At 65.1% G+C, this 23,266-nt stretch carries 27 protein-coding genes; 15 read left to right on the forward strand and 12 right to left on the reverse strand.

Features of this window, described 5'->3' with window-relative positions:
• Positions 1-17: 17 nt before the first annotated feature.
• From FNA67_RS05410 to FNA67_RS22060, 8 genes are all read left to right on the forward strand, one after another.
• Positions 18-863, forward strand: a complete 846-nt coding sequence (locus tag FNA67_RS05410) for a S49 family peptidase (protein ID WP_147655323.1) — start codon at positions 18-20, stop codon at positions 861-863.
• Positions 860-1,096: a hypothetical protein gene (locus tag FNA67_RS05415; RefSeq protein WP_049704246.1), complete on the forward strand. Its 237-nt coding sequence runs from the start codon at positions 860-862 to the stop codon at positions 1,094-1,096. Before FNA67_RS05410 ends, FNA67_RS05415 begins: the two co-directional genes overlap by 4 nt.
• Before the next feature lie 58 nt (positions 1,097-1,154).
• The gene (locus FNA67_RS05420) at positions 1,155-2,081 is read left to right on the forward strand and encodes a glycine--tRNA ligase subunit alpha (protein WP_049704247.1); all 927 of its coding nucleotides are present in this window, start codon (positions 1,155-1,157) and stop codon (positions 2,079-2,081) included.
• 50 nt (positions 2,082-2,131) lie between these two features.
• Positions 2,132-2,353, forward strand: a complete 222-nt coding sequence (locus FNA67_RS05425) for a hypothetical protein (RefSeq protein ID WP_049704248.1) — start codon at positions 2,132-2,134, stop codon at positions 2,351-2,353.
• Positions 2,350-2,493 carry a hypothetical protein gene (locus tag FNA67_RS21840; protein ID WP_170267215.1) on the forward strand — a complete coding sequence of 48 codons (144 nt, stop codon included), beginning with the start codon at positions 2,350-2,352 and terminating at the stop codon, positions 2,491-2,493. Before FNA67_RS05425 ends, FNA67_RS21840 begins: the two co-directional genes overlap by 4 nt.
• A 62-nt stretch (positions 2,494-2,555) precedes the next feature.
• A complete protein-coding gene (locus tag FNA67_RS05430) occupies positions 2,556-2,753 on the forward strand; it encodes a DUF7230 family protein (protein ID WP_147655324.1) in 198 nt (65 codons plus the stop codon).
• A 106-nt stretch (positions 2,754-2,859) separates the two neighbouring features.
• On the forward strand, positions 2,860-3,417 hold the full coding sequence (locus FNA67_RS05435) for a LemA family protein (protein ID WP_049704250.1): 558 nt from the start codon (positions 2,860-2,862) through the stop codon (positions 3,415-3,417).
• A gap of 23 nt (positions 3,418-3,440) precedes the next feature.
• Positions 3,441-5,354, forward strand: a complete 1,914-nt coding sequence (locus FNA67_RS22060; RefSeq protein ID WP_188569615.1) for a DUF2207 domain-containing protein — start codon at positions 3,441-3,443, stop codon at positions 5,352-5,354.
• A gap of 1 nt (position 5,355) precedes the next feature.
• On the opposite strand, the gene FNA67_RS21845 is transcribed toward FNA67_RS22060, so the two are convergent.
• On the reverse strand, positions 5,356-5,643 hold the full coding sequence (locus FNA67_RS21845) for a hypothetical protein (RefSeq protein ID WP_145976679.1): 288 nt from the start codon (positions 5,641-5,643) through the stop codon (positions 5,356-5,358).
• A 297-nt stretch (positions 5,644-5,940) separates the two neighbouring features.
• On the opposite strand from FNA67_RS21845, the gene glyS reads away from it, so the two are divergent.
• The gene (gene glyS, locus FNA67_RS05450) at positions 5,941-7,965 is read left to right on the forward strand and encodes a glycine--tRNA ligase subunit beta (RefSeq protein WP_147655326.1); all 2,025 of its coding nucleotides are present in this window, start codon (positions 5,941-5,943) and stop codon (positions 7,963-7,965) included.
• A gap of 157 nt (positions 7,966-8,122) precedes the next feature.
• On the opposite strand, the gene rnhA is transcribed toward glyS, so the two are convergent.
• The 3 genes from rnhA to ispH are packed head-to-tail and all read right to left on the reverse strand — an operon-like array spanning position 8,123 to position 10,087.
• Positions 8,123-8,596 carry a ribonuclease HI gene (rnhA, locus tag FNA67_RS05455; RefSeq protein ID WP_049704254.1) on the reverse strand — a complete coding sequence of 158 codons (474 nt, stop codon included), beginning with the start codon at positions 8,594-8,596 and terminating at the stop codon, positions 8,123-8,125.
• Positions 8,589-9,113: a GNAT family N-acetyltransferase gene (locus FNA67_RS05460; RefSeq protein WP_170267216.1), complete on the reverse strand. Its 525-nt coding sequence runs from the start codon at positions 9,111-9,113 to the stop codon at positions 8,589-8,591. The genes rnhA and FNA67_RS05460 overlap by 8 nt, the downstream gene beginning before the upstream one ends.
• A 2-nt stretch (positions 9,114-9,115) precedes the next feature.
• The gene (ispH, locus tag FNA67_RS05465; RefSeq protein WP_049704255.1) at positions 9,116-10,087 is read right to left on the reverse strand and encodes a 4-hydroxy-3-methylbut-2-enyl diphosphate reductase; all 972 of its coding nucleotides are present in this window, start codon (positions 10,085-10,087) and stop codon (positions 9,116-9,118) included.
• A gap of 118 nt (positions 10,088-10,205) precedes the next feature.
• On the opposite strand from ispH, the gene FNA67_RS05470 reads away from it, so the two are divergent.
• A complete protein-coding gene (locus FNA67_RS05470; RefSeq protein ID WP_147655328.1) occupies positions 10,206-12,473 on the forward strand; it encodes a putative PEP-binding protein in 2,268 nt (755 codons plus the stop codon).
• Positions 12,474-12,814: 341 nt separating this feature from the next.
• Positions 12,815-13,699, forward strand: coding sequence for a cell wall hydrolase (locus FNA67_RS05475; protein ID WP_053167707.1), 885 nt, complete (start codon positions 12,815-12,817; stop codon positions 13,697-13,699).
• Here FNA67_RS05475 and FNA67_RS05480 read toward each other — a convergent pair.
• The 3 genes from FNA67_RS05480 to ygfZ all read right to left on the reverse strand — a co-directional run bounded on the left by FNA67_RS05480 (position 13,696) and on the right by ygfZ (position 15,736).
• Entirely contained in the window at positions 13,696-14,148 is a 453-nt protein-coding gene (locus tag FNA67_RS05480) for a hypothetical protein (protein ID WP_147655329.1), read from the reverse strand. The genes FNA67_RS05475 and FNA67_RS05480 overlap by 4 nt on opposite strands.
• A gap of 123 nt (positions 14,149-14,271) precedes the next feature.
• Entirely contained in the window at positions 14,272-14,880 is a 609-nt protein-coding gene (locus tag FNA67_RS05485; protein WP_147655330.1) for an HD domain-containing protein, read from the reverse strand.
• Between the two features lie 31 nt (positions 14,881-14,911).
• Positions 14,912-15,736, reverse strand: a complete 825-nt coding sequence (gene ygfZ, locus FNA67_RS05490; RefSeq protein ID WP_147655331.1) for a CAF17-like 4Fe-4S cluster assembly/insertion protein YgfZ — start codon at positions 15,734-15,736, stop codon at positions 14,912-14,914.
• Positions 15,737-15,815: 79 nt separating this feature from the next.
• On the opposite strand from ygfZ, the gene FNA67_RS05495 reads away from it, so the two are divergent.
• Positions 15,816-17,150: a dihydroorotase gene (locus FNA67_RS05495; protein ID WP_147658142.1), complete on the forward strand. Its 1,335-nt coding sequence runs from the start codon at positions 15,816-15,818 to the stop codon at positions 17,148-17,150.
• On the opposite strand, the gene FNA67_RS05500 is transcribed toward FNA67_RS05495, so the two are convergent.
• The 5 genes from FNA67_RS05500 to FNA67_RS05520 all read right to left on the reverse strand — a co-directional run bounded on the left by FNA67_RS05500 (position 17,147) and on the right by FNA67_RS05520 (position 20,471).
• Entirely contained in the window at positions 17,147-17,695 is a 549-nt protein-coding gene (locus FNA67_RS05500; protein WP_049704259.1) for a hypothetical protein, read from the reverse strand. The two genes, FNA67_RS05495 and FNA67_RS05500, sit on opposite strands and share 4 nt — an antisense overlap.
• 59 nt (positions 17,696-17,754) lie before the next feature.
• Positions 17,755-18,033 carry a hypothetical protein gene (locus FNA67_RS05505; RefSeq protein WP_049704260.1) on the reverse strand — a complete coding sequence of 93 codons (279 nt, stop codon included), beginning with the start codon at positions 18,031-18,033 and terminating at the stop codon, positions 17,755-17,757.
• Positions 18,034-18,156: 123 nt separating this feature from the next.
• Positions 18,157-18,516 (reverse strand): TIGR02301 family protein, encoded by a 360-nt coding sequence (locus FNA67_RS05510; RefSeq protein ID WP_170267217.1) that lies wholly within the window; start codon positions 18,514-18,516, stop codon positions 18,157-18,159.
• Positions 18,517-18,584: 68 nt separating this feature from the next.
• Positions 18,585-19,004 carry an NUDIX domain-containing protein gene (locus tag FNA67_RS05515; protein WP_170267218.1) on the reverse strand — a complete coding sequence of 140 codons (420 nt, stop codon included), beginning with the start codon at positions 19,002-19,004 and terminating at the stop codon, positions 18,585-18,587.
• Between the two features lie 30 nt (positions 19,005-19,034).
• Positions 19,035-20,471, reverse strand: coding sequence for an FAD-binding oxidoreductase (locus tag FNA67_RS05520; protein WP_147655333.1), 1,437 nt, complete (start codon positions 20,469-20,471; stop codon positions 19,035-19,037).
• Positions 20,472-20,567: 96 nt separating this feature from the next.
• Here FNA67_RS05520 and fabI point away from each other — a divergent pair, with 96 nt between their 5' ends.
• From fabI to aroC, 3 genes are all read left to right on the forward strand, one after another.
• On the forward strand, positions 20,568-21,377 hold the full coding sequence (fabI, locus tag FNA67_RS05525; protein ID WP_210246465.1) for an enoyl-ACP reductase FabI: 810 nt from the start codon (positions 20,568-20,570) through the stop codon (positions 21,375-21,377).
• Between the two features lie 87 nt (positions 21,378-21,464).
• Positions 21,465-22,085: a histidine phosphatase family protein gene (locus FNA67_RS05530; RefSeq protein ID WP_049704263.1), complete on the forward strand. Its 621-nt coding sequence runs from the start codon at positions 21,465-21,467 to the stop codon at positions 22,083-22,085.
• Between the two features lie 69 nt (positions 22,086-22,154).
• Complete coding sequence (aroC, locus tag FNA67_RS05535) at positions 22,155-23,261, forward strand: chorismate synthase (protein WP_147655334.1); 1,107 nt, start codon at positions 22,155-22,157, stop codon at positions 23,259-23,261.
• Positions 23,262-23,266 lie beyond the last annotated feature (5 nt).

Consider the following 23,266-nt stretch of genomic DNA (forward strand, 5'->3'; position numbering starts at 1 on the left):
AACGGTCGGGGGAACCCATGGCAGGACGAATTCGCAGCTGGATCGGCAAGCTCTTCGGGCACGGGGCAACCGTGATCCCCGTGGTGCGCCTGCAGGGCGTCATCGCCGCCGACACCCGTCCGGGCCGTCTCAACATCGCCGGCGTCGCCCCGCTCCTCAAGCGGGCGTTCGACATGAAGGCGGCGCCCGTAGTCGCTATCATCGTCAATTCGCCCGGCGGTTCGGCCGTGCAGTCTCGCCTGATCTCCAAGCGCATCCGCGACCTTGCCGAGGAAACCGGCAAGAAGGTTATCGTCTTCGTCGAGGATGCCGCGGCCTCCGGTGGCTATTTCATCGCCGTGGGCGCGGACGAGATCATCGCCGACCCGTCTTCCATCGTCGGTTCGATCGGCGTCATCTCCGCCGGCTTCGGCTTCGTCGAGGCCATCGAAAAGCTCGGCGTCACACGCCGCGTCTATACGGCCGGCAAGAACAAATCGACGCTCGACCCCTTCCTCCCCGAGAAGCGCGAAGATGTCGACCGCCTCAATGCCTTCGCCCTCGATGTCCATCACGTTTTCATCGACCACGTGAAGACGCGCCGCGCCGGCAAGCTCACCGCCCCGGACGACGAATTGTTCACCGGCCAGTGGTGGAGCGCGCTGAGCGGCTTGCGGCTGGGCCTCATCGATGGCCTGGGCGACATTCACCAGACGCTGCGCGAACGCTATGGCGCCGATGTTCAGCTCAAGGCCATCGAGCCCAAGCGCCCCCTTTTCGCGCTGCCGCGCTTCGGCCTGAGCGCCGCCGCGGCAGGCTCTGCAACCGGCGAAGTTCTTGCCTCGATCGAGGATCGCGCCCTGTGGTCGAGGTTCGGGCTGTGACGGCAATCGCACTGCGCCTCGCCATCTATGTCATCATCGTCGCCGCGGTCTATTTCGGCATCCGCAAGATCTGGCGCGACTGGAAGAGCCAGTTCCGCAATCTCGACCGCGAGCAGCATGAGCGCGACCTGCGCGAGCGCGACCGCCCCGATGTGATCACCCTCAAGCGCGACGGCGACGGCGTATTCCGCCCGAATGGCAAAGACGACGATCAGGCAGGCCCACGCGCTTGACCACCCGGATGCGGCCCACTAGTTTCGCCGCGCTTTCTCCAGCCGGACCTTTCGCGCGATGACCGACGCCCTGCCTGCCAACATGGACCCTAAACGCTCGTTCCAGGGGCTGATCCTGACGTTGCAGCGCTATTGGGCCGAACAGGGTTGCGTCATTCTCCAGCCATACGACATGCCCATGGGCGCTGGTACCTCCCACACCGCCACAGTGCTGCGCGCGCTCGGCCCCAAGCACTGGAACGCCGCTTACGTGCAGCCCTCGCGCCGCCCCAAGGATGGCCGCTATGGCGAGAACCCCAATCGGCTCCAGCACTATTACCAGTTCCAGGTGATCCTCAAGCCGTCGCCCGACAACATTCAGCAGCTCTACCTGGATTCCCTGGCCGCCATTGGCCTGGATTCCTCGCTCCACGACATCCGCTTCGTCGAGGACGACTGGGAGAACCCGACGCTGGGCGCCTGGGGCCTCGGCTGGGAGTGCTGGTGTGACGGCATGGAAGTGAGCCAGTTCACCTACTTCCAGCAGGTCGCCGGCTTCGAATGCTCGCCGGTCTCGGGCGAGATCACCTATGGCCTTGAGCGTCTCGCCATGTACGTGCAGGGCGTCGAGAACGTCTACGATCTCAACTTCAACGGCGGTAACGGCAACAGCAAGGTTACCTATGGCGACGTTTTCCTGCAGAACGAGCAGGAATTCTCCAAGTACAATTTCGAGGCTGCCGACACCGACATGCTGTTCCAGCATTTCGCCGACGCCGAGAAGGAATGCCGCGCCCTGCTCGAAAAGGGCCAGGATGGCGACCGCCACACCCTTGCCGTTCCCGCCTACGAGCAGGTCCTCAAGGCCGCGCACAATTTCAACCTTCTCGACGCGCGCGGCGTGATCTCCGTGACCGAACGCCAGAGCTACATCCTGCGCATCCGCGAACTCGCCAAGGCCTGCGGCGGTGCCTGGCTGCAGACCGTCAACGGCGGCGCTGCCTGAGGGAGAAATCCCAATATCGACGTGGGGCACGGGTGCATAGGCTGCTTCCCATGCACCTGGTCCGAAACGAGCAGATCAAGTTGACGGGAGCCTACCTGAACGGCGCGGCTCTCGCCTTCCTGGCTGTCGGAGTTCTCGCGCCGGTGGTGGCGCTTGTTTCTCAGCGTCTGGATCAGCCTTGGCTGGTTGCTGCTATCGTACCGGGTTGTATGGCCGTCAGCGTCGCCTTACATTTGTTGGCGCGGTGGTTTCTGGAAGGGCTGGAAGAATGAGCACGCTCGATTTCCTGGTCATCTTTAGCATCGCGCCCCTCTGCGTTTTTCTGTTCGCGTTCGTCATGCTTTACGCGACCCGGCATCAGCGCGAGGAGTCGCGGCGCCACCGCCGCCTGCGCGAGCGCGCTGCTGAATAGCCGGACTTCACTTCGGGGCTTCGGTCCCCTATCTGTCTCCTGTCAAGAACCGGAGATTTCTCATGAAAATCAAACTGACACGAAAACAGGCGGCGCCGCCCAATCTGGCGGCAAAGGCGCTGGCCGAGGCGCAATATCGACCCAAGGTCGAGAAGAACCCGAAGGCCTATAGCCGCAAGCAGAAGCATCCAAAGGGGAGTTTGATGGTCGATCAGCTCCCCTTTTCCGTGCCCGGGAGCGAGGAAGAGGGCAATACCTGAGCAAAGTGCCTGTGCGCACAGTGCTTTGCTCAGGTATTGCCCTGTTGAAGTCCGCTTCCCGCAATGCCACTCTTCCCCGGCCGATTTCGGCGCTTAGGGGATCGTCATGACCGGCTTGATCATTCTGCTCATAATCGTGGCCGTGCTCGGCTACGCCGTCTACCTCTACAACAGCCTGGTGCGGAACCGGCAGCTCACGCAGGAGGGCTGGTCCGGCATCGACGTGCAGCTCAAGCGCCGCGCCGATCTCATTCCCAACCTGCTCGAAACCGTCAAAGGCTACATGACCCACGAGCGCGAGACGCTCGAAGCGGTCACAAATGCCCGGGCCGCCGCCCAGGCCGGCGCCAATGCTCCTCCTGAGGAGCGCGCCAAGCTTGAAGGCGCGTTGACCGGCGCTCTGGGGCGTCTCCTGGCCGTCGCCGAGGCCTATCCCGACCTCAAGGCCAACACCACGTTCCTCGATTTCCAGCAGGCGCTCCAGGGTGTCGAGGACGAGATCCAGCTCGCGCGACGCTATTACAACGGGGCGGTTCGCAATCTCAACGTGGCCGTAGAATCTTTCCCCTCCGCCATCATCGCCAACATGTTCAAGTTCACCAAGGCGGAGTATTTCGAGCTCGAAAACGCCGCCGATCGCGCCGTACCCACCGTCAAGTTCTAGCCTCGGGGGCGCAGCGGATGCGCATGGTCGGCCTGTTCGCGCGGCTTGCCGCCACGTTCGTGATGCTGGTCACACTGGCAGCGCCAGCGCTTGCCGCCGAGGTGATCCGCCGCTTCGATGCGGATATCGCGTTGGCGAAGGACGGCACCGTCAGCGTCACTGAGCGCATCTCGGTCAATGCCGAAGGCTACAGCATCACGCGCGGCATCTTCCGCGATATTCCCACAACGCTCACCAACGCCAATGGCTCGCTCCTGCGCTCGAACCTGGATGTGATCTCGGTCACTCGCGACGGGCACCCCGAGCAGTTCGCGCTCGAAGACCTGGAAAACCACTTCAAGCGCATCCGCATCGGCAATCCCGACGTCTACCTGCGGAACGGCATGCATACCTACGAAATCCGCTACACCATGACCCGCATGGCGCGGAGTTTCCAAGACCATGACGAACTCTACTGGAACGTTACGGGCAACTACTGGAACTTCCCGATCATCGAGGCATCGGCGAGCGTAACGCTGCCCGAGGGGGCGGTCATTTCCAACCTCGTCGGCTACACCGGTCCCGTCGGCTCCAATGAGCGGGCCGTGACCGTCACCCGTACCAGCGACAACACCGCCACCTTCAAGGCCACCCGGCAGCTCGATTCAGGGGAAGGCATGAGCGTTGCCCTTGCCTTCCAGAAGGGTGTCCTCGAGGCGCCGGGCGGCCTCACCGGGCTGGGCTACTGGCTTTCGGATCATCGCGATACCGTCCTGCCGCTCGTCGCCGTCCTGCTCGTCCTCGCCTACAACCTCTTCGCCTGGGATATGGTCGGGCGCGATCCGCCCAGGGGCACCATCATTCCGCTCTTCCACCCGCCCAAGGGCTATTCGCCGGGCCTCGTGCACTACATCAGCGAGATGGGCTGGAAGCGCGATGGCTGGACGGCCTTTACCGCCTCGATCTTCGATCTGGGGGTCAAGGGCCTCATCAGGATCGATCAGACCACCAAGAAGCTGCGCATCACCCTGACCGGCAAGCAGCCAGACGGGCAATTGCCGCCGGGCGAGGCGCTTCTCTACGGCTACCTCAACGCCAAGGGTAACCTCACCGTCGACACCACCACCGGTCCCGAACTCAACCAGAAGCGGTCCGAGTTCATCTCCACGCTCCAGAGCGAGAACCGTCAGGTCTATTTCCGCAACAACACGGGCTATGTCTTTCTTGGCGGAATGCTCGCCGTGCTCATGCTGGGCGCGATGGTGTTCTTCGAGGTGCTCGATCCGCTCTGGCTGATCGTCGCGGTCATTGCCGGCGTCGCCATCGGCCTTTTCACGTCGCTCTTTTCGAGCTTCTGGAGCGGCGGTGGTTTCAGTCGCTTCGTGATCCTCGTCTGGGTGGGCATTGCCGGCTTCAATCTCATCGGCGCCGGCAGCGATGTGATTTCGGGCTTCCGCGTCGATACGGCCGTCTTTGCTGCGGCCTCGATCGTGCTCATCACCATCGTCTTTGCCATCCTGCTCCGGGCGCCCACCGTGCAGGGCCGCAGGGTCATGGACCAGATCGACGGCTTCAAGATGTATATCAACACCGCCGAAAAGGAGCGGCTCAACCTTATCAACGAGCCGCCGATGACCATCGAGCGCTTCGAGTCGATCCTGCCCTTCGCCATCGCACTCGGCATCGAGAAGCCCTGGTCGCATTACTTCCAGAGCGAACTGGCGCGCAACGCGGTGGCGGGCGCCGCCGTCGCCACCTATTCGCCCGGCTGGTATTCGGGTCGCGACTTCTCCTCGGGCAATTTCTCCAACACCGTATCCACGGTCGCCAGCAGCATGACCTCGGCCATGGTCGCCGCCCAACCGCAGTCCTCCTCCTCATCGGGCTTTTCTGGCGGTGGAGGCGGTGGCGGCGGGTCCGGTGGCGGCGGCGGTGGTGGAGGCGGCGGGGGCTGGTAGCCTAGAGCTCCGCCAGCCGGAACCGCAGGTTTCCGCCGCCCTCATAGAGCACGTTGTCCACCACCCAGCTATCGGGCGTGCGATCCATCTGCACCTGGTCGACCCGTTGCGATCCGTCGGGCAACCGGTAGGTCACCGCAACCAAGACGATCGGCGCGTTCTCGATGCCGTTGACGAACGAGGCGTCGCACGTGCTCGGCCTGCCCGAAAGGCTCGACCAGGGGATGGCCACGTCTTCCCCGGCATGGCGCAGGGCCTTCACGATCGAGGACAGAAGGGCAGGGGCCATTGGCGGCCTCAGCCGGGTCCACTCGCCGCTGATGGCTGCGGCGCAGAATTTTTCGGCCACTTGCAGTGGCGTGGGAGTACGGGGGCTGTCGGCGTTTCCGGCGTCCCAGGCTTGCGCCGGCACCGTCAACAGCAGCAAGGGCAATAACCAGCGCATGGCGGTCCTCCTTCCTGCATCTGGTTGATTTTACGCCTGCCCGCGTGCGCCAACAACGGCGAAGCGATGGCCCGAAGCGATGGACAACCGGCGCTACCCTTGCTAGGCAATCCGCGCCTTTCCGCTAGCTGGTTTCACCAAATGCCCGAACTGTTGCTCGAACTCTTCTCGGAAGAAATCCCGGCCCGCTTTCAGCGTCGCGCCGCCGAAGATTTGAAGAAGGCCGTCACCAACGGTTTGGTCGAAGCGGGTCTGCTCTACGAGGGCGCCAAGGCCTTCGTCACCCCGCGCCGGCTGGCGCTCACTGTCACCGGTCTGCCGCCCCGCTCGCCCGATACGCGCGAGGAAAAGAAGGGCCCGCGCGTCGGCGCGCCCCAGCAGGCCATCGATGGCTTCCTCAAGTCGGCCGGTCTCGTCTCCATCTCCGAGGCCAAGGTCGAAAGCGATCCCAAGAAGGGCGAGTTCTACGTCGCCGTGGTCGAGCGCAAGGGCGAGGAAACCCAGACCATTCTTTCCCGGCTCCTGCCCAAGGTGATCGCCGAATTCCCGTGGCCCAAGTCCATGCGCTGGGGTGCCGGGCGCACGCAGTGGATTCGTCCCATGCGCGCCATCATCGCCACCTTCGGCACCGAAAACGACGATCCGGTCGTCATTCCCTTCGATGCCGAAGAACTTGAGAGCGGCCAGACCACCTATGGCCACCGCTTCCTCGCTCCGGGCGCCATCAAGGTGAAGCGGTTCGATGACTACGTCACGTCGCTCGAGCGCGCCAAGGTCGTGCTCGACATCGATCGCCGCCGCGACATCATCAAAGGTGAGGCCGACCAGCTTGCCTTCGCCCAGGGCCTTACCGTCATCCACGATGATGCCCTGCTCGAGGAGGTCGCCGGGCTCGTTGAATGGCCGACCGTCATGATGGGGTCGTTCGATCCCGATTTCCTCGAGGTGCCCGAGGAAGTCATCATCACCACCATCCGCGTCAACCAGAAGTGCTTCTGCCTGCGCGACGCCTCCGGCAAACTGGCGCCGAAGTTCCTGCTGACGGCCAATACCGTCGCCCAGGATGGCGGCGAGTTGATCGTTGCTGGCAACGAGCGCGTCATCCGCGCCCGCCTGTCGGACGCCAAGTTCTTCTACGAGACCGATCTGGCCACGCCCCTGGCCGACGGGCTGCCCCGCCTCGAGCACACGGTGTTCCACGCCAAGCTCGGCACCCAGCTCGAGCGCGTCAATCGCCTCGAAAAGCTGGCCGTCGAGATCGCCCCGCTGGTCGGCGCCAACCCCGACGAGGCCCGCCGCGCCGCCCGCCTGGCCAAGGCTGATCTTGTCACCAACATGGTCGGCGAGTTTCCCGAACTGCAGGGCCTGATGGGCCGCTACTATGCCGAGCGCCAGGGCGAGAGTGCCGCGGTCGCCAATGCCGTAGAGATGCACTATAAGCCGCTCGGTCCCACCGACCGGGTACCCACAGAGCCGGTCGCGATCGCCGTGGCCCTGGCCGACAAGCTCGATCTGCTCACCGGCTTCTGGGCCATCGACGAAAAGCCCACCGGCTCGCGCGATCCCTTCGCCCTGCGCCGTGCCGCCCTCGGCGTCATCCGCATCATCACCGAGAACGGCCTGCGCTTCCCGCTCCAGGTCGAGGCCGACCTGCTGGCCTTCTTCCACGATCGCCTGAAGGTGTCGCTGCGCGATGCCGGCGCCCGCTACGATCTCGTCGACGCCGTGATCTCCGAAAACAGCAACGACGTGCTCCAGATCACCCAGCGCGTCGAGGCATTGTCCGATCTTCTCGGCACCGAAGACGGTCGCAATCTCCTCGCCGGCTATCGTCGCGCCGTTAACATCCTCGTCGCCGAGGAAAAGAAGGACGGCCGCGCCTATACCGGCACCGAGTTCAGCGGCGCCGCTCCCGTTGCCGAAGAGCTCGCTCTGAGGAACGGCGTCGCCCAGGCTTATGCGGATGTGTCGGCGCTCATCGCCTCGGACGACTACAAGGGTGCCATGGCGGCCCTCGGTCGCCTGCGCGCGCCCGTCGATGCCTTCTTCGAAGCCGTGCTGGTCAACGACCCCGATCCCGCCGTCCGGGCCGACCGCCTGAACCTGCTGGCCCGCCTGCGCGACACCATGCATCTGGTTGCCGATTTCTCGAAGGTCGCCGGCTGAAACGATGGGGACCGGCCAATCGGCTGGTCCCCGACTTGCCCGGACCCAAGTCCCTCTTCCCCGGCGAAGGCCGGGGCCCAGCGATAGCGCCGCCCACGCAGGCCTCCCCGCTTCGCGTCCGCCCAATGATGTCAGTATCGAACTAAGGCTTCCCGGCTCAAACCGGAGGCACGATCTCGTCGCGCCGGCCGTTCTTCTTGAACGGCGCCATGCCTTCGTTGGCCAGCTCGTCGGCCCGCTCGTTGAGGTCGTGGCCGGCATGGCCCTTGACCCAGTGCCAGGAAACGTCGTGCCGCTGCACGGCGGCATCGAGCGCCTGCCAGAGCTCGACGTTCTTGACCGGCTTCTTGTCTGCGGTCCGCCAGCCGTTGCGCTTCCAGTTGTGCACCCAGCCCTGCACGCCGTTCTTGACGTATTGGCTGTCGGTATAGAGTTCGACCTTGCACGGGCGCTTGAGCGCGCTGAGCGCCTCGATGGCGGCGGTCAGCTCCATCTTGTTGTTGGTCGTGAGGGCTTCGCCGCCCTTCAGTTCCTTGCGCTTGCCGCCATATTCCAGGATTGCGCCCCAGCCGCCCGGCCCGGGATTGCCCGAGCACGCGCCGTCTGTGTGGATCGTAACGACATCAGCCATGAACTGCCCGCCGGTTGTAGATGAAGAACTGGCAGGGCATGTCGAAGATGACCTGGCGGCGGGTGGGTTCCATGCCGATGCGCGCCAGCACGGCGAGCGAGGCGGCATTGTCCTTATGAGCGAAGCCGATGAAGTGGTCGTGGGGCGTTTCCCGGAAGATCCAGTCGCGCAGGCCCGCCGCCGCTTCGGTGGCGTAGCCCTTGCCCCAGTGCTCGCGAAAGAGCGCGTAGCCGATCTCCGGCTCGCCCGTCGGTTCGTGGATTCCGAACCCTGCCCGCCCCAGCAATGCCCCGTCTTCCTTGCGGATGACGCGCAGTTTGCCCATGCGGTGGTCGCGGAATTCGCTGGCCCAGCGCTCGAGCCGCAGCCGGCAGCGCTCCTCGGACCAGGGTAGGCCCTCGGCAGTGAAATAGCGGGCGATTTCGGGGTCGCCATGCAGGCGAACGAGTTCGGGAAGGTGCTCCGGCTGCCAGTTGGTCAACCTGAGCCGCTCGGTTTCGAGGACCGTTTCGCTCACGATCAGCCCGCAACCTGAACGGAAACTGAGCGCAGTTCGCGCGGGACGTTGAACGCGATGTTCTCGCGCGCCGTCACCCGGCTTTCAACCTTGATCTCGTAGCGCTGCGCGAAGGCCTCGATGACTTCGTCCACCAGGCTCTCGGGGGCGGATGCACCGGCCGAAACACCGAGCGACCGGATGCCATCGAGGCGCGTCCAGTCGATCTCGGAGGCGCGGTCCACCAGCATCGCCACCTTGCAGCCGGCGCGCTCTGCCACTTCCACCAGCCGCAGCGAGTTCGAGGAATTGGGCGAGCCCACCACGATCATCGCATCGACCTCGGGCGCCACCTGCTTGACGGCTTCCTGCCGGTTTGTGGTCGCGTAGCAGATGTCTTCCTTGTGCGGGCCGTTGATCGCCGGGAACCGGCGCCGCAGTGCCGCGACGATCTCGCTGGTGTCATCCACCGAGAGCGTCGTCTGCGTCACGAAGGCCAGGGTCTCGGGATGCTGCGGCTGGAAGGCCTCGGCATCGGCCACCGTCTCGACCAGCGTGATCGACCCCTCGGGAAGCTGCCCCATCGTGCCCACTACCTCGGGGTGCCCGCGGTGACCGATCAGAACGATCTCGTGCCCTTCGGCATGATGGCGCTGGGCCTCCACATGCACCTTGGAGACGAGCGGGCAGGTGGCATCGAGGAAGAACATGTTGCGCGAGCGCGCATCGGCCGGCACGCTCTTGGGCACGCCATGGGCCGAAAACACCACCGGCGCTTCGGTCTCGGGGATCTCATCGAGCTCCTCGACGAACACCGCGCCCTTGGCCTTGAGCCCATCCACCACGTATTTGTTGTGCACGATGGCGTGGCGCACATAGACCGGCGCGCCATACTTCTCGAGCGCCAGCTCCACGATCTGGATCGCCCGGTCTACGCCGGCGCAAAAGCCGCGCGGTGCGCACAGCACGATGTCAAGTTGCGGCCTTTTTTCCATATGAAAGCAAATGCTTTCTGAGGACCGGCAAGTCAAGTCTTGTTGCGGTGTTCGGGGTGCATGGGCAATATGCCCGTAACGTAGTGTTGAGGTCGTCCCGGTGACGCTGGCCCAGGAAATGTTTGCGATTGCCCCGGCGACGGGCCGTGCCAACGTTTCCCCTGCGCAGGAAGCTTTGCTGACCGGGAAGGCGGCCTGGCTCTACCGTGCTGCCGAAGCCGACATTCCTGTCGTTCCCACCATCGTTATCACCCGTTCTGCCTGGGAAGCCCTGCAATCCGAGCGTCGCCTGCGCGATAACCGCTTGCGCACCCACTGGGTCGCTACCCTCTTCCGGCTCGTCGGCCGCGATGGCGTGCCGCCTCACCTGGTCGTCCGTACCTCCGCGCCAAAGTACACCTCGGGCCTCGCTCCTGCCGAGGTCGACATCCCCGCGCCCCAGAGCGAGACCGAATCGGTCGATCCCGCCAAGCCGCTGGCCCGGGCGATTTCGGAGGCGTTTGAATCCTATTCGAGCGGTTCGTTCTGGCTTTCGAGCAGCGACAAAACCGCGCGGGGCCGGCAGATCGTCATCGTCCAGGCCCTCGCCACCGGCCAGTTGCGCACCTTCCTTACGCGCGATGCGCTGGCCGGCACCCTCGGCCCGGCGTCGGCCACCGGCGACGCGCTTCCTGAAATGCCCGCCGCCTCCCGCGATCTGGCCGAACGGCTCGATGCGCTCGCCGGCACGCATCTCTCCTGCCTCGTCGAAGTCGAGGGTAACAAGGTCCGCCTGCTCTCGGCCCGCGCCATCGCCGTGCCTGCCGGCGCCGAACTCGAGGCCGCCGTCGATCGGGTCGAGCGGGGCATCTGGACGCAGGGCCAGGCGGTCGCCGCCATCAGTCCGGCCCGCGTGCCCCAGCTCCTCCACCCGCGCCTCAAGGCTGACAACGAGGCCGAGCCCATTGCCACGGGCCTGGGTGTCTCGCCTGGCGCTGCCAGCGGCCTGGTGGTCTTTACCCCTGAGGACGCCGCGCGTGTCCGCGCCCGCGGGCGTCACTGCATTCTGGTGGTCACCGAAACCGGCCCCACCGACATCGAGGGCATGAAGGCCGCCACCGGCATTCTCACCGCCCGCGGCGGCATGACCAGCCATGCCGGCGTCGTGGCGCGCATCACCGGCAAGCCGTGCGTTGCAGGCGTTCGCACCCTGCACGTGGATGTCTCCGAGCTTTCCTGCCGTATAGGGGACCACGAGTTCCGCTCGGGCGACCGCATCACCATCGATGGCAGTGACGGCAGCGTCTATGCCGGCGCCCTCCCGCTCAGCCAGCCCCACATCGGCGGCGCCATCGGCACGCTCCTCGACTGGTCGGACAGCTCGCGCAAGATCTCCGTTCGCACCAACGTGGAAACCGTCGAGGCCGCCCGCACGGCGCTCAGCTTCGGCGCCGAAGGCATCGGTCTCGCCCGCTCCGAACATATGTTCTTCTCGCCCGAGCGCATGGTGGCGCTGCGCCGCATGATCCTGTCGGAAGACGAGGCCGACCGCGCCAAGGCGTTGACCGGTCTCGTCGACTTCCAGACCGGCGATTACGCCGCGCTCTTCCACACCATGGGTGGCCGCCCCATCACCGTGCGCCTCTTCGATCCGCCGCTTCACGAGTTCCTGCCGCGCTCCGATGAGGATATCGAAGAGACCGCCAGCTCGCTCGGCCTCGCCGTCCGCCAGTTACGCCAGCGCCTCGAGCGCCTCTCCGAGGTCAACCCGATGCTCGGCCATCGCGGCGTGCGCGTCGCGATCACCTATCCCGAAATCCTCGAAATGCAGATGCAGGCCCTCATGGCCGGCGTCGAGGCCGCGACAAGGCGCCAGCTCGCGCCGGTCAGCGTCGAGGTCATGGTGCCGTTCGTCTCCATGGCCAGCGAAGTCACCTGGATCCGCGAGCGCGTCATGGCGATCGCCGAGGCGGCAGGCGTGCTCCAGAGCGGGCGGGCGCTGCTCTCCTTCGGCACCATGATCGAGTTGCCGCGCGCCGCGCTGCGGGCAGGTGACATCGCCCAGAGCGTCGACTTCTTCTCGTTCGGCACCAACGATCTCACCCAGACCACGTTCGGCATTTCACGCGACGACGCCCCGACCTTCCTTGCCGCCTACCAGCGCAAGGGCCTCTACGACCAGGACCCGTTCGTCACCCTCGACCAGAAGGGGGTTGGCGAACTCATCGCCATGGCCATCGAACGCGGCAAGGCGGTCAATCCCAACCTCAAGATCGGCATTTGCGGCGAACATGCCGGCGATCCGGAGTCCCTGCGGTTCTTTGCCGGGCTCGACATAGATTATGTCAGTTGTTCACCGTACCGCGTGCCCATCGCGCGGCTGGCGCTGGCCCAGGCCGAGGGTTGATCCCAAAGCAATTTTTGGCGCCGGCGGGGCAAAACAAGGGGCTGATGGGCGGACTTATCCACCTCTCGCATTAACCGTGATCTGCAACGGAATCGCCCCATTTTGGCCGGAAAAAGCCCGTTTCCGCGCCCGAATCGGTGTGTTTACCCTGCGATAACCCTAATGGCGCATCATTGGGGTTGCCGGTATTTGAGTGAGTTTTGCCGGCGTGTTGTGTTGTGTGAGTAACAGCGTACATGGCCCTTCGAACCCGGCCAGTGAGAGCCCGCGCGGCTCGGCCCCGATCCCCCGCTGCCAAAGTTCTGGCGGCGGCTGTTTTTTGCCTTGTCGGCTACGCGACCATGATCGGCGGCGCGCAGGCACCGGCATATGGCGAGGCCGAAGTCCCGGCCGTCGTCCCGCCCTCCGCGACGCTTTCCTATTCGGGTGACAAGGTCACCATCACCGGCTCGGTCAAGCAGCTCTTTGCCAGCAAGGAATTCACCGGTCCCAACCGCGTCCTCAAGCAGGACCGCGCGCGCATCAATGTCGATGTGCTGGCCCTCACCAAATCCTTCGAGCAGACCCGTACGCGCCTCGCCGCCGCTGCCGAGCAGGCTGCGACCACCAAGACCGCTTCGGCCGCCGACACCAAGGTATCGGTGATGCCGCGCCCGCTCGAAGTCGCCTCGCTCGATCCCGCGGCCGGGTCCGAAGCGCTCCAGGCCATCGATTCCACGGTGCCCATGCCCGCTTCCGCCTCCGGCCAGCTCGCCTATGCCCGCGAAATGGCCCCGGTCACGAGCTTCGACACCAAGCCCGCTTCCACCAAGTATTCGGATCGCGAGCTCTGGTGCCTGTCGGAGGCCATCTATTTCGAATCGCGCGGCGAGTCCTATCGCGGCCAGGTCGCCGTGGCCCAGGTCGTCATGAACCGGCTCAAGCACAAGCTCTATCCCAAGACCATCTGCGGGGTGGTCTTCCAGGGTGAGGAGCGGCGCAATGCCTGCCAGTTCTCCTTTGCCTGCGACGGCATCCCGGAGACGGTCACCGACAAGAAGTCATGGGCCCAGGCCGAGGAAATCGCCAAGAAGGTCACCAGCGGCGAGCTCTACCTCACCGAGGTCGCGAACGCCACGCACTACCATGCCACCTACGTCTATCCGGACTGGGCGCCGCGTCTCAAACGCGTGACCAAGATCGGCCTCCACGTCTTCTACCGCTTCAAGGGGTCAGCCGCCGGCTAGTTGCCGAGCGCGAAGATCGATCCGGCGCTGAGCAGCGGCGCGACCGTCCAGCCGGATTTGTCGGACCAGAAGGCCACGCTCGTCACCGGCACGCCCGCACCCGTCAGCGGCGTCACATGGATGCCCGGGTAGCGCACATGCGGGGAGGCGAGGCCGTCGGTCGAATACGTCCCGCTCGGCGTGGTCATGATCTTGACGAAGCTCGTCCTGCCGAACTCGATCTTGCGCACTACCGCTGTGTGCGTCGCTTCCAGCGACACGTTCGGCTCGGTTTCGATCGTGAACAGGGAGTCGTCGAAGATCGCCAGCTTGGACTTGTCGAAGCTGGGCGCGAGCATCTCGTCGGCAAAGGCTCGAATGTCGGAGCCCGCCCCCGTCATCGCCAGGGCGGTGGCGGCGGTTGCACCCAAAGTCATCCCGACGAGTACGGGTTTGGTCGGCAAGGCCATGGCACTCTCCCAAAACAGGACAGTCCGGCGCTCGAGTAGCGCCGGTTCTTAACGGTTTATCAACCATAGCCGCTGCGGCAAGGCAAAGTCGATCAGCCGACAGCGTTAATTTTGCTTAGAATTTTACTGATTTGCGCTCAGCGTTTCGAAGGCGGAAACGAAGCGGTCATGGGCTTCCCGGGTCGGCCAGGGCCGGATCAGTCGCTCGAATTGATCGAAGTCGAAGGCCGGCAAAGTCGGCTCCCCGAAAAGCCGCCGCGCCTCGTCGCGATCGAAACCGGCAAGGTTCACCGCCTCGAAGAAAGCCGCCTCACGGTCCGCTGCCTTGATCTGCTTGACCAGCGCCGCCGGCGGGTGGGCAGGCAGGGAAAAGCGAACATGCACCGCCCCCAGCAACCTGTTCTCGATGTCCTTGTAATTCCCCCCGATCGCCGCCTTGAAGGGCGAAATCAGGTCGCCCATCACGTATTCGGGGGCGTCGTGGAGCAGGGCATAAAGCGATGCGGCCGGGCTGCAATCGGGATTGAGCGCCCGGTGGATTTCCATCACCAGCACCGAGTGCTGGGCCACCGAGAACGGGTAGTCGCCCTTCGTCTGGCCATTCCAGCGCGCCACGCGCGCCAGGCCGTGGGCGATATCGGAAAGCTCCACGTCAAGCGGGGAGGGATCGAGAATATCCAGCCGCCGGCCCGAAAGCATACGCTGCCAGGCCCGATTGGTCGCACGTGCCATTTCGCCCTCAAGTGGAAGGAGACACCGTTTCCTATTCGTTCGCGACCGATTCTCCAAATGCGTAGGTGGCCCATGCGGGCAGGACCAGGCTCGCCGGCGCCCCGGCCACGGTGACGCCCGCCGGATCGACGATCCGGTCGAGCCGCACGATGCCCACGGCCTTTCCATCGGCCACGGCGCCGACCGTTCCGGCCTCGCGCTCGCCCACCAGCACCGGCATTCCCGCTTCCGCTGCGGGCGCCGCCACGATCACCGGCCGGCGGCGCGCCGTGCCGCGATGCTTCATGCGCGAGACGACTTCCTGGCCGACATAGCACCCCTTGTCGAAGTCGATGCCGCCGAGAAGGTCCATGCCGATATCGTGGGCGAAGGTCGAGTCGGCGGCAAAGTCCGCGCCCTGCTCGGGAACGCCCGCCGCGATCCGCGCGGCGAGGTAGGGGGTGGTGTCCGCCTCCCAGCCCGCGGCATTCTCGATGGTGTCGATGACCCGGTAGCCGATGCCGCCCGCCCGGCTGTCGGCATGGACGATGCCCGCCTGCGGCGGCTCGGCGCTCCAGCCCACGCGGTGGCTCGCCCTGAGGTCTTCCATCGTCACTTCGGCGCGGAGCTTATAGAGCCGCATGCGCTTGAGGAAACTGTCGGCAACCGTCTCGTGCACGTCCAGCCAGAAGGCGTCGCCGTCCCAGCCGACCAGCCCCTCGGCCTGGATTTTGCCCTGGGCCGAAAGCAGCGCCCACCAGCGCGCCGGCCCCGGCTCGGCCACGACATGGCCCGTGACCACGTCATTGAGCAGTTTCTGCGCATCGCGCCCGGAAAACCGAAGCACGGCGCGGTCGGAACGGAGAGTGACGGACATATCTGGCTCCACACTGGACTAGGCCAAGGGCCTTGCCCTACAACCGGCCTCATTGGACTAGAACCGGTGAATGGCAGACATGGCGCAGTATGACGTGATTTTCAAGGACGGCACGGTCGTCAACCAGGACGGTGCTCACGTCACCGATATCGGCGTCCGGAACGAACGCATCGTGGCGCTCGGCTCGCTCGACCCGAGCGCGGCCGACAAGGTCGTCGACTGCAAGGGGCTCCATATCCTGCCCGGCGTCATCGACACCCAGGTCCACTTCCGCGAGCCCGGCCTCGAGCAGAAGGAAGACCTGCAATCCGGCTCGCTTTCGGCAGTCATGGGCGGGGTCACGGGTGTCTTCGAGATGCCCAACACCAACCCGCTGACCATCACGGCCGAAACCTTCAACGACAAGATCCGCCGCGCCACCAATCGCATGCACTGCGATTTCGCCTTCTATATCGGAGGCACCCACGACAACGTCGCCGAACTTCCCGAGCTCGAACGTCTGCCCGGCTGTGCCGGCGTCAAGGTGTTCATGGGGTCCTCGACCGGCAGCCTGCTGGTTTCGGACGATGCCGGGGTCAAGGCGATCCTGACCGCCATCCGCCGCCGCGCCGCCTTCCACTCCGAGGACGAATATCGCCTGGAAGACCGCAAGCCGCTGCGCGTCCCCAATGATCCGTCCTCGCACCCGGTCTGGCGCGATCCGGAGGCGGCGCTGATGTCCACCCGGCGCCTGGTGCGTCTCGCGCGCGAAACGGGCAAGCGCATCCACGTCCTCCATATCTCGACCGCCGAAGAAATGGTGTTCCTGGCCGACCACAAGGACGTCGCCAGCGTCGAGGTCACCCCCCATCACCTGACGCTGGACGAAACCGCCTACACGCGCCTGGGCACCTACGCGCAGATGAACCCGCCCGTCCGCGACGCCGCCCATCGCGCCGGCATCTGGGCCGGGGTCGACAACGGCGTGGCCGACATTCTCGGCTCCGACCACGCCCCGCATACGCGCGAGGAAAAGGACAAGCCCTATCCGAGCTCGCCCTCGGGCATGACCGGCGTCCAGACGCTCGTCCCCATCATGCTCGACCACGTCAATGCCGGTCGCATGAGCCTGGCCCGCTTCGTCGACATGACCAGCGCCGGTCCCAATCGCCTGTTCGGCATCGCCAACAAGGGCCGCATCGCGGTCGGCTATGACGCCGACCTGACGATCGTCGACCTCAAGCGCGAAGAAACCATCCGCGACGAGTGGGTGGCCTCGCGCGCCGGCTGGACGCCCTATGACGGGGTCAAGGTCACCGGCTGGCCCGTCGGCACCATCATCCGCGGCCGCACCGTCATGTGGGAAAACGAATTGCTGGCGGCCTCGACCGGCCAGCCGATGCGCTTCCTCGAAACGCTCGAACCGGTCGCCTAGTCGCCCCGTATGAAGGCGGACCAGGTTCCATCGGGCGCGATGACGACGCGGTAGTCGAACCATCCGCCGAACTCGATCATCTCCTTGAGCCCCTGCGGGCTGGTGAGCTGATATGCATCCACGAGTTGCGCCGGCGTCAGGGCCCCCAAGTCATCGATGCCGGCCAGATACGGCCACACATAGACCTGGTCCTCCCCATAGGTTTCGAGCGCATAAGGCGCCTTGAGGATCTCGACCAGTGCCGCCAGCGCGTCGCGCCCCTCGCCATCGAGCGAGTTCTCCTTGAAGAAGGCCACCGTGTCGCGCGGCGGATCGCCGAACGAGATCTGCGGCGGCTCCTTCTGCGCTTCCATCAGCGTAACGAGATTGGCTACCTCGCCGGTCGTGGCCGCCTCGATGAGCTTCTGGCGCATCTCCCGTACGGGCGGCGGAAGGTCCTCGAGTCGGTCTGAAATGCTCAAACTTTGGGTGGTTTCGCCCAGGGCGGGCAGGCTGGCGCCGATGGCCATGGCCAAAGCGGCGGCAACGAAGAGCTTCGTCTTCAATGCTGTTCTCCCTCGTCTGCCCCAGGGGAGTGAACAACACCGTGTCCGGCCGGGCAAGCCTATTGCAGCGAACGATCCAGGTTGTATTCGCCCGCCTCGATGCGCTCGGGAAGCGCCGCGATGATCTCGGCAGCCACGGTCTCCCCGTGGGCGCGAACCAGTGTCGCCAGCGCCGCGAAGATCGAGGCATGCGCCAGCGCCACGCTGCTTATCCCGTCTTCTTCGGCCATGTTCCAGGCCTCCGCCAGGTATTCGAGCGCCATCTGCTGCTCAGCGTGATCGCTGCTCAGGGGCGTACCGGCATCGGCGGCTGAAAAGGGACTCTTGGTCGTTCGCATGAATCACTGCTAGCACGACCGGGCGGCCCATAGAGATGAGACGTAACTTGAAGGTTAACGGCGGGTCAGGAATTTTACTTAATGCAGGAAGCGCTGGGCGCCGGCCTGTGGATAATTCCGATCCTATTCGGCGTAGCGCGAATGAATGTCCCGCGCCGTCTTTTCGGCTTCCGCGAGCAGTCGTGTCAACGCCTCGGACGCCGAATCTGTGCAAACCTCGTAAAGCCGAGCAAACGAAGTGTAGCCGCTGTTGAATGCACCCGCGAGCCGTTGGCGGCGATCTTCGTCCGGCTCGTCGGCAGCGATCAGCGCTTCCATCTGGGCACGCCAGTCCGCTCCTCCGGCCTTGCACAGAGGTTCGAGAAAATAGAGGCTGCCCATGATCTCGGCCAGGCGTTCCATCTGCGGTTGGTAGAGCGGGTCGACCGCTCGCGCGCCGGAAGGAAGGCACCAGACCGTGGCGAGGACTGTGACCAGTCTCACGGTGGTTCTGATTCGGTGGTGCCAGGCTGCTTTCATGGGAGTTTAGTGCCAGAACCGGCCGATATCCGCTAGTGGCCGGCCGCGCCCGGCGCGAGCGCCGCTCGCGCCTTGACCAGCACATCGGGCAATTCCGGGGTCACCAGCAATGGCGCGGTCGCGTCGAACCGCACCCAGCAATGCCCGGAAATCTCGTCCGAGCCGATGATTTCGCCCTCGAAATCGTCGCTCACGAAAACCGCGAGCCAGAATGGCCTCGCCTCCTGGCCGATATCGATGATGTCGACCTGCGAGGCCGAAAACACCGAGACCCCGGTCTCCTCTGCAACCTCGCGGATGGCCGTCTGCGCTGCCGTCTCTCCCGGCTCGCGCCGTCCGCCCGGCAGCGTCCAGTAATCGAGAAAAGGCTCGCGCGCCCGCCGGATCAACAGCACCTCGTCGCCGCGAAAGATCGCCATGCTGGCGCCGTTGAACTCGCCCTGTTTCGCCACGAAGGTCTCCGCAATTCGCATTGGATTTCGTTACGATCCCATCGATCCTGGCAACCCGTCCAGGACCTTGCCGGGGTTGAGAATGCCCTTCGGGTCGAGCGCCTGCTTGATGGCGCGCATCATCTCCAGGGCCACTGGATCCTTGTGTGACTTGAGCAGCTCGGTCTTGAGCTGGCCGATGCCGTGTTCGGCCGAGATCGAGCCTCCCAGGCGCGTGACGATCTCGTAGATCGCTTCATGCAACGGCTCTGCGCCCGCCATGAAGGCCTTTCCATCCGCGCCCGGCGGCTGGCTGAGATTGAAGTGGATGTTACCGTCCCCGAGATGGCCGAACGGGCAGGGTCGAATGCCGGGGAGCAGGCGCTCCACGGCCGCGCTGCCTTCCGCGATCAGCGCCGGCACGGCTGCGATCGGCACCGAGACGTCATGCTTGATCGATGCGCCCTCGCGGCTCTGTACGTCCGACATCTGCTCGCGGGTCGCCCACATCAGGTTGCGGTCATCGAGGGATTCGGCCACCACCGCATCGGCGATCGTGCCGTCCGAAAGCGCCGCTTCGAGGCCCGCCTGCAGCAGCCCGTAGGCGCCTCCCTTGGGGATCGAGATTTCCGCCAGCGCATACCAGGGCGAGGGCCCGGCGGATGGATCGCGGGCGATCATCCCGTGCTTGAGCTGCAGGTCGATCCCGAAACGCGGCATCAACTCGAACGCCGTGAGCTGCGTGCCCGCGCGCTCGCGGAGCCGATAGAAGAGTTGCAGCGCCGCCTCGGGCGAGGCCACGCTCACGAAGGCCGTCTCGTGAGCCTCGGGCAGGGGGAAGAGCTTGACGGTCGCCGCGGTGATGATCCCCAGCGTCCCCTCGGCGCCCACCAGCAGGTCCTTGAGGTCGTAGCCGGTATTGTCCTTCTTGAGCGCGTTGAGCCCCTGGTAGAGCCGTCCATCGGCCAGCACCGCCTCGACGCCCAGGCACAGCTCGCGCGCGTTGCCATAGGCAAGCACCTGCACGCCACCGGCATTGGAGGAGAGAACACCCCCGATGCGCGCCGAACCCTGCGAGGCGATCCACAGTGGCAGCATGGCGCCTTCCGCCTCCGCTGCCCGGTGCGCTTCCTCGAGCGTCAGGCCGGCCTCGACGGTCATGTGACCCGCATCGGCGTTGATGGTACGCACCTTGTTGAGGCGCGTCAGGCTGACGATCACCTCGTTGCCCGACAGAGGCACCTGCGCCCCGACCAGTCCCGTATTGCCGCCCTGGGGGATGAGCTTGACGTCATTGGCACTGGCCCATCGCGCAATGGCCTGCACTTCCTCCACGCTTCCCGGCTGCACCACCGCGACCGCCGTCTGGTGGAAGCGCTTGCGCGGCTCGTTGAGAAAGGCGCCCATCCTGGAGGTGTCGCCGATGACGGCGCCCGAACCGGCAATGCCGGACAGCGCTTCAATGATCTGCTTTGAGGTCAAGGACATGGAGCGGACCATAATCTGTCCCCAGTCCGGCGAAAAGCTAGAACTTGCCCGGCTCCAAGCCCTGTGCGACAAGCGGGCCAGACAACTTTCGCGAGGATTCCGATGGCTGATGGATTGATGGCCGGCAAGCGTGGCCTGATCATGGGTTTGGCCAACAACCGCTCGATCGCCTGGGGCATTGCCAAGGCCCTGCATGCGCAAGGGGCCGAAATCGCCCTCAGCTATCAGGGTGAAGCCCTCAAGAAGCGCGTCGAGCCGCTGGCAGCCGAAATCGGCAGCGATTTCCTGGTCGAATGCGACGTGGGCGACGAAGCGGCGATGGACCAGACCTTCGCCGAGATCAAGCAGCGCTGGGGCAAGCTCGACTTCGTCGTGCACGCCATCGGTTTCTCCAACAAGGAAGAGCTCGAAGGTCGCTACATCAACACCACGCGCGATAACTTCAAGCTGACGATGGACATCTCGGTCTATTCGTTCACCGCGGTCGCCAAGCGCGCCGAGGAGCTGATGAGCGAGGGTGGCTCGCTCCTGACGCTGACGTATTACGGCGCCGAAAAATACGTGCCGAACTACAACGTCATGGGCGTTGCCAAGGCGGCGCTGGAAGCTTCGGTGCGCTACCTCGCCACTGACCTCGGCACCAAGGGCATCCGCGTAAACGCCATCTCGGCCGGCGCCATCAAGACCCTCGCCGCTTCGGGCATTTCCGGCCTGCGCGACATGCTGCACTGGCAGGAAGCCAATGCGCCCCTGCGCCGCAACGTCACCATCGACGATGTCGGCGGAGCCGCCCTCTACCTGTTGTCGGATCTTTCGAGCGGTGTCTCGGGCGAGATCCACCACGTGGACGCCGGCTTCAACATTATCGGCATGCGCGTCCTCGACGAGCCGGCTGCCGCCCAATAACCGGGTGGCCGCCGCAAGCACCGGTGGACGGGAGCCGAATTCGCCCGCCTGCGGCGGGCCATTTCGATTGGTGTTTAGGGCATAGAGATGACTGCACTCCAGTGGCCGGAACTGTATTTCATCCGGCACGGCCAAACCGACTGGAACGCCGAAAAGCGCTACCAGGGCCAGCGCGACATTCCGCTCAATGCCACGGGCCAGGGGCAGGCAGATCTCAACGGTCACACCTTGCGGCGGCTCTTCGAGGCGCGGCAGATTGATCCCAACGCGCTTGAATGGCACGTTTCCCCGCTCGGACGCACCCGCGAAACCATGCAGCGCATCCGGGCGGCCTTCGACGGGCCGCTTCCCGAGGTCTCGATCGACCCCCGGCTGATGGAAATCTCCTTCGGCGCCCTGGAAGGGCTCCTGCATGCCGAACTCCCGTCCCACATGGCCACTGCGCCCGGCGACCGGGGCGCGGACTACTGGGAATTTCGGCCCGAGGGCGGCGAGAACTATCTCGATGTCGAGGCACGCCTGAGCGACTTTGCGCTCGATCTGGGCGGCCCCTCGGTCGTGGTTGCCCATGGCGGCGTCGCGCGCGTCCTGCGGGTCCTGGTCCAGCACGCCCCGATCGCGGACGTTATCAACTGGACGCCGGCCCAGGATGTCATCATGCATTTCACCGAAGGGCATCTGGAGTTGATCGGGGTCGACGACGTCTGAATTGACGTTGCCGGGCCATCTCCCTAGAACAGCCGCAGTTTCCCGCGGGTGTCGGGAGTAAGGAGCAGTATGTCCTACAATACTTTCGGCCAGATGTTCCGCTTCACCACCTGGGGCGAGAGCCACGGTCCCGCTCTTGGCGTCGTGGTCGATGGCTGCCCGCCGGGCATCGCCATTTCTCCCGAAGTGATCCAGCGCGATCTCGACCGCCGCAAGCCCGGCCAGTCGCGTTTCACCACCCAGCGGCGCGAGGCCGACGAGGTCAAGATCCTCTCCGGCGTCTTCGAGGACGAGCGCACCGATGGCCTGCGCACCACTGGCACGCCGATTTCGCTGCTGATCGAAAACACCGACCAGCGCTCCAAGGACTACGGCGAGATCCGCGACAAATACCGTCCGGGCCACGCCGACTTCACCTATCACCAGAAATACGGCCTGCGCGACTACCGCGGCGGCGGACGCTCCTCGGCCCGCGAGACGGCCGCGCGCGTTGCCGCCGGCGCCGTTGCGCGCCTCGTCATCCCCGAGGTCAGGATCCGGGCCAGCCTCGTCCAGGTCGGTCCGCACAAGATCGACTACGCCAATTTCGATTGGGACCAGGTCGACCAGAACCCTTTCTTCTGTGCCGATGCCAAGGCCGCCGCGATGTGGGCGGAATATCTCGACGGTTTGCGCAAGTCCGGCGATTCCGTCGGCGCGGTCATCGAGGTGGTTGCCGAGAACGTGCCGGTCGGCTGGGGCGCGCCGATCTACGGCAAGCTGAGCGCCGACCTTGCCTCTGCCATGATGTCGATCAATGCCGTCAAGGGCGTCGAAATCGGCGCGGGCATGGAGGCGGCGAGCCTCACCGGCACGGCTAACGCCGACCAGATGCGCGCCGGGCCTGACGCGCCCTATTTCCTCTCCAATTCCGCCGGCGGCATCCTGGGCGGCATCACGAACGGCGATCCGGTCGTGGTGCGCTTTGCGGTCAAACCGACCTCGTCGATCCTGACCCCGCGCCAGACGGTGACGACCGCGAACGAGGATACCGACATCATCACCAAGGGCCGCCACGATCCGTGCGTGGGCATCCGCGCCGTTCCCATCGGCGAAGCGATGATGGCTGTGACGCTCGCCGACCACTTCCTGCGCCATCGTGCCCAGACCGGACGGCCGGGCGGCGTCGGATACTGAGCGCG

This window comes from Youhaiella tibetensis, assembly GCF_008000755.1.
Taxonomy (GTDB): domain Bacteria; phylum Pseudomonadota; class Alphaproteobacteria; order Rhizobiales; family Devosiaceae; genus Paradevosia; species Paradevosia tibetensis.

Coding starts and splice junctions, on each gene's coding strand:
- FNA67_RS05480 (WP_147655329.1), bottom strand. CDS start 14,148: ATGGCCTTGCCGACCAAACCCGTACTCGTCGGGATGACTTTGGGTGCA.
- rnhA (WP_049704254.1), bottom strand. CDS start 8,596: ATGGCTGATGTCGTTACGATCCACACAGACGGCGCGTGCTCGGGCAAT.
- aroC (WP_147655334.1), top strand. CDS start 22,155: ATGTCCTACAATACTTTCGGCCAGATGTTCCGCTTCACCACCTGGGGC.
- FNA67_RS05470 (WP_147655328.1), top strand. CDS start 10,206: ATGTTTGCGATTGCCCCGGCGACGGGCCGTGCCAACGTTTCCCCTGCG.
- FNA67_RS05505 (WP_049704260.1), bottom strand. CDS start 18,033: ATGCGAACGACCAAGAGTCCCTTTTCAGCCGCCGATGCCGGTACGCCC.
- ygfZ (WP_147655331.1), bottom strand. CDS start 15,736: ATGTCCGTCACTCTCCGTTCCGACCGCGCCGTGCTTCGGTTTTCCGGG.
- ispH (WP_049704255.1), bottom strand. CDS start 10,087: ATGGAAAAAAGGCCGCAACTTGACATCGTGCTGTGCGCACCGCGCGGC.
- FNA67_RS05475 (WP_053167707.1), top strand. CDS start 12,815: ATGATCGGCGGCGCGCAGGCACCGGCATATGGCGAGGCCGAAGTCCCG.
- FNA67_RS22060 (WP_188569615.1), top strand. CDS start 3,441: ATGGTCGGCCTGTTCGCGCGGCTTGCCGCCACGTTCGTGATGCTGGTC.
- FNA67_RS05430 (WP_147655324.1), top strand. CDS start 2,556: ATGAAAATCAAACTGACACGAAAACAGGCGGCGCCGCCCAATCTGGCG.
- glyS (WP_147655326.1), top strand. CDS start 5,941: ATGCCCGAACTGTTGCTCGAACTCTTCTCGGAAGAAATCCCGGCCCGC.
- FNA67_RS21840 (WP_170267215.1), top strand. CDS start 2,350: ATGAGCACGCTCGATTTCCTGGTCATCTTTAGCATCGCGCCCCTCTGC.
- FNA67_RS05520 (WP_147655333.1), bottom strand. CDS start 20,471: ATGTCCTTGACCTCAAAGCAGATCATTGAAGCGCTGTCCGGCATTGCC.
- FNA67_RS05495 (WP_147658142.1), top strand. CDS start 15,816: ATGGCGCAGTATGACGTGATTTTCAAGGACGGCACGGTCGTCAACCAG.
- FNA67_RS05435 (WP_049704250.1), top strand. CDS start 2,860: ATGACCGGCTTGATCATTCTGCTCATAATCGTGGCCGTGCTCGGCTAC.
- FNA67_RS05410 (WP_147655323.1), top strand. CDS start 18: ATGGCAGGACGAATTCGCAGCTGGATCGGCAAGCTCTTCGGGCACGGG.
- FNA67_RS05530 (WP_049704263.1), top strand. CDS start 21,465: ATGACTGCACTCCAGTGGCCGGAACTGTATTTCATCCGGCACGGCCAA.
- FNA67_RS05420 (WP_049704247.1), top strand. CDS start 1,155: ATGACCGACGCCCTGCCTGCCAACATGGACCCTAAACGCTCGTTCCAG.
- FNA67_RS05425 (WP_049704248.1), top strand. CDS start 2,132: ATGCACCTGGTCCGAAACGAGCAGATCAAGTTGACGGGAGCCTACCTG.
- FNA67_RS05485 (WP_147655330.1), bottom strand. CDS start 14,880: ATGGCACGTGCGACCAATCGGGCCTGGCAGCGTATGCTTTCGGGCCGG.
- FNA67_RS21845 (WP_145976679.1), bottom strand. CDS start 5,643: ATGGCCCCTGCCCTTCTGTCCTCGATCGTGAAGGCCCTGCGCCATGCC.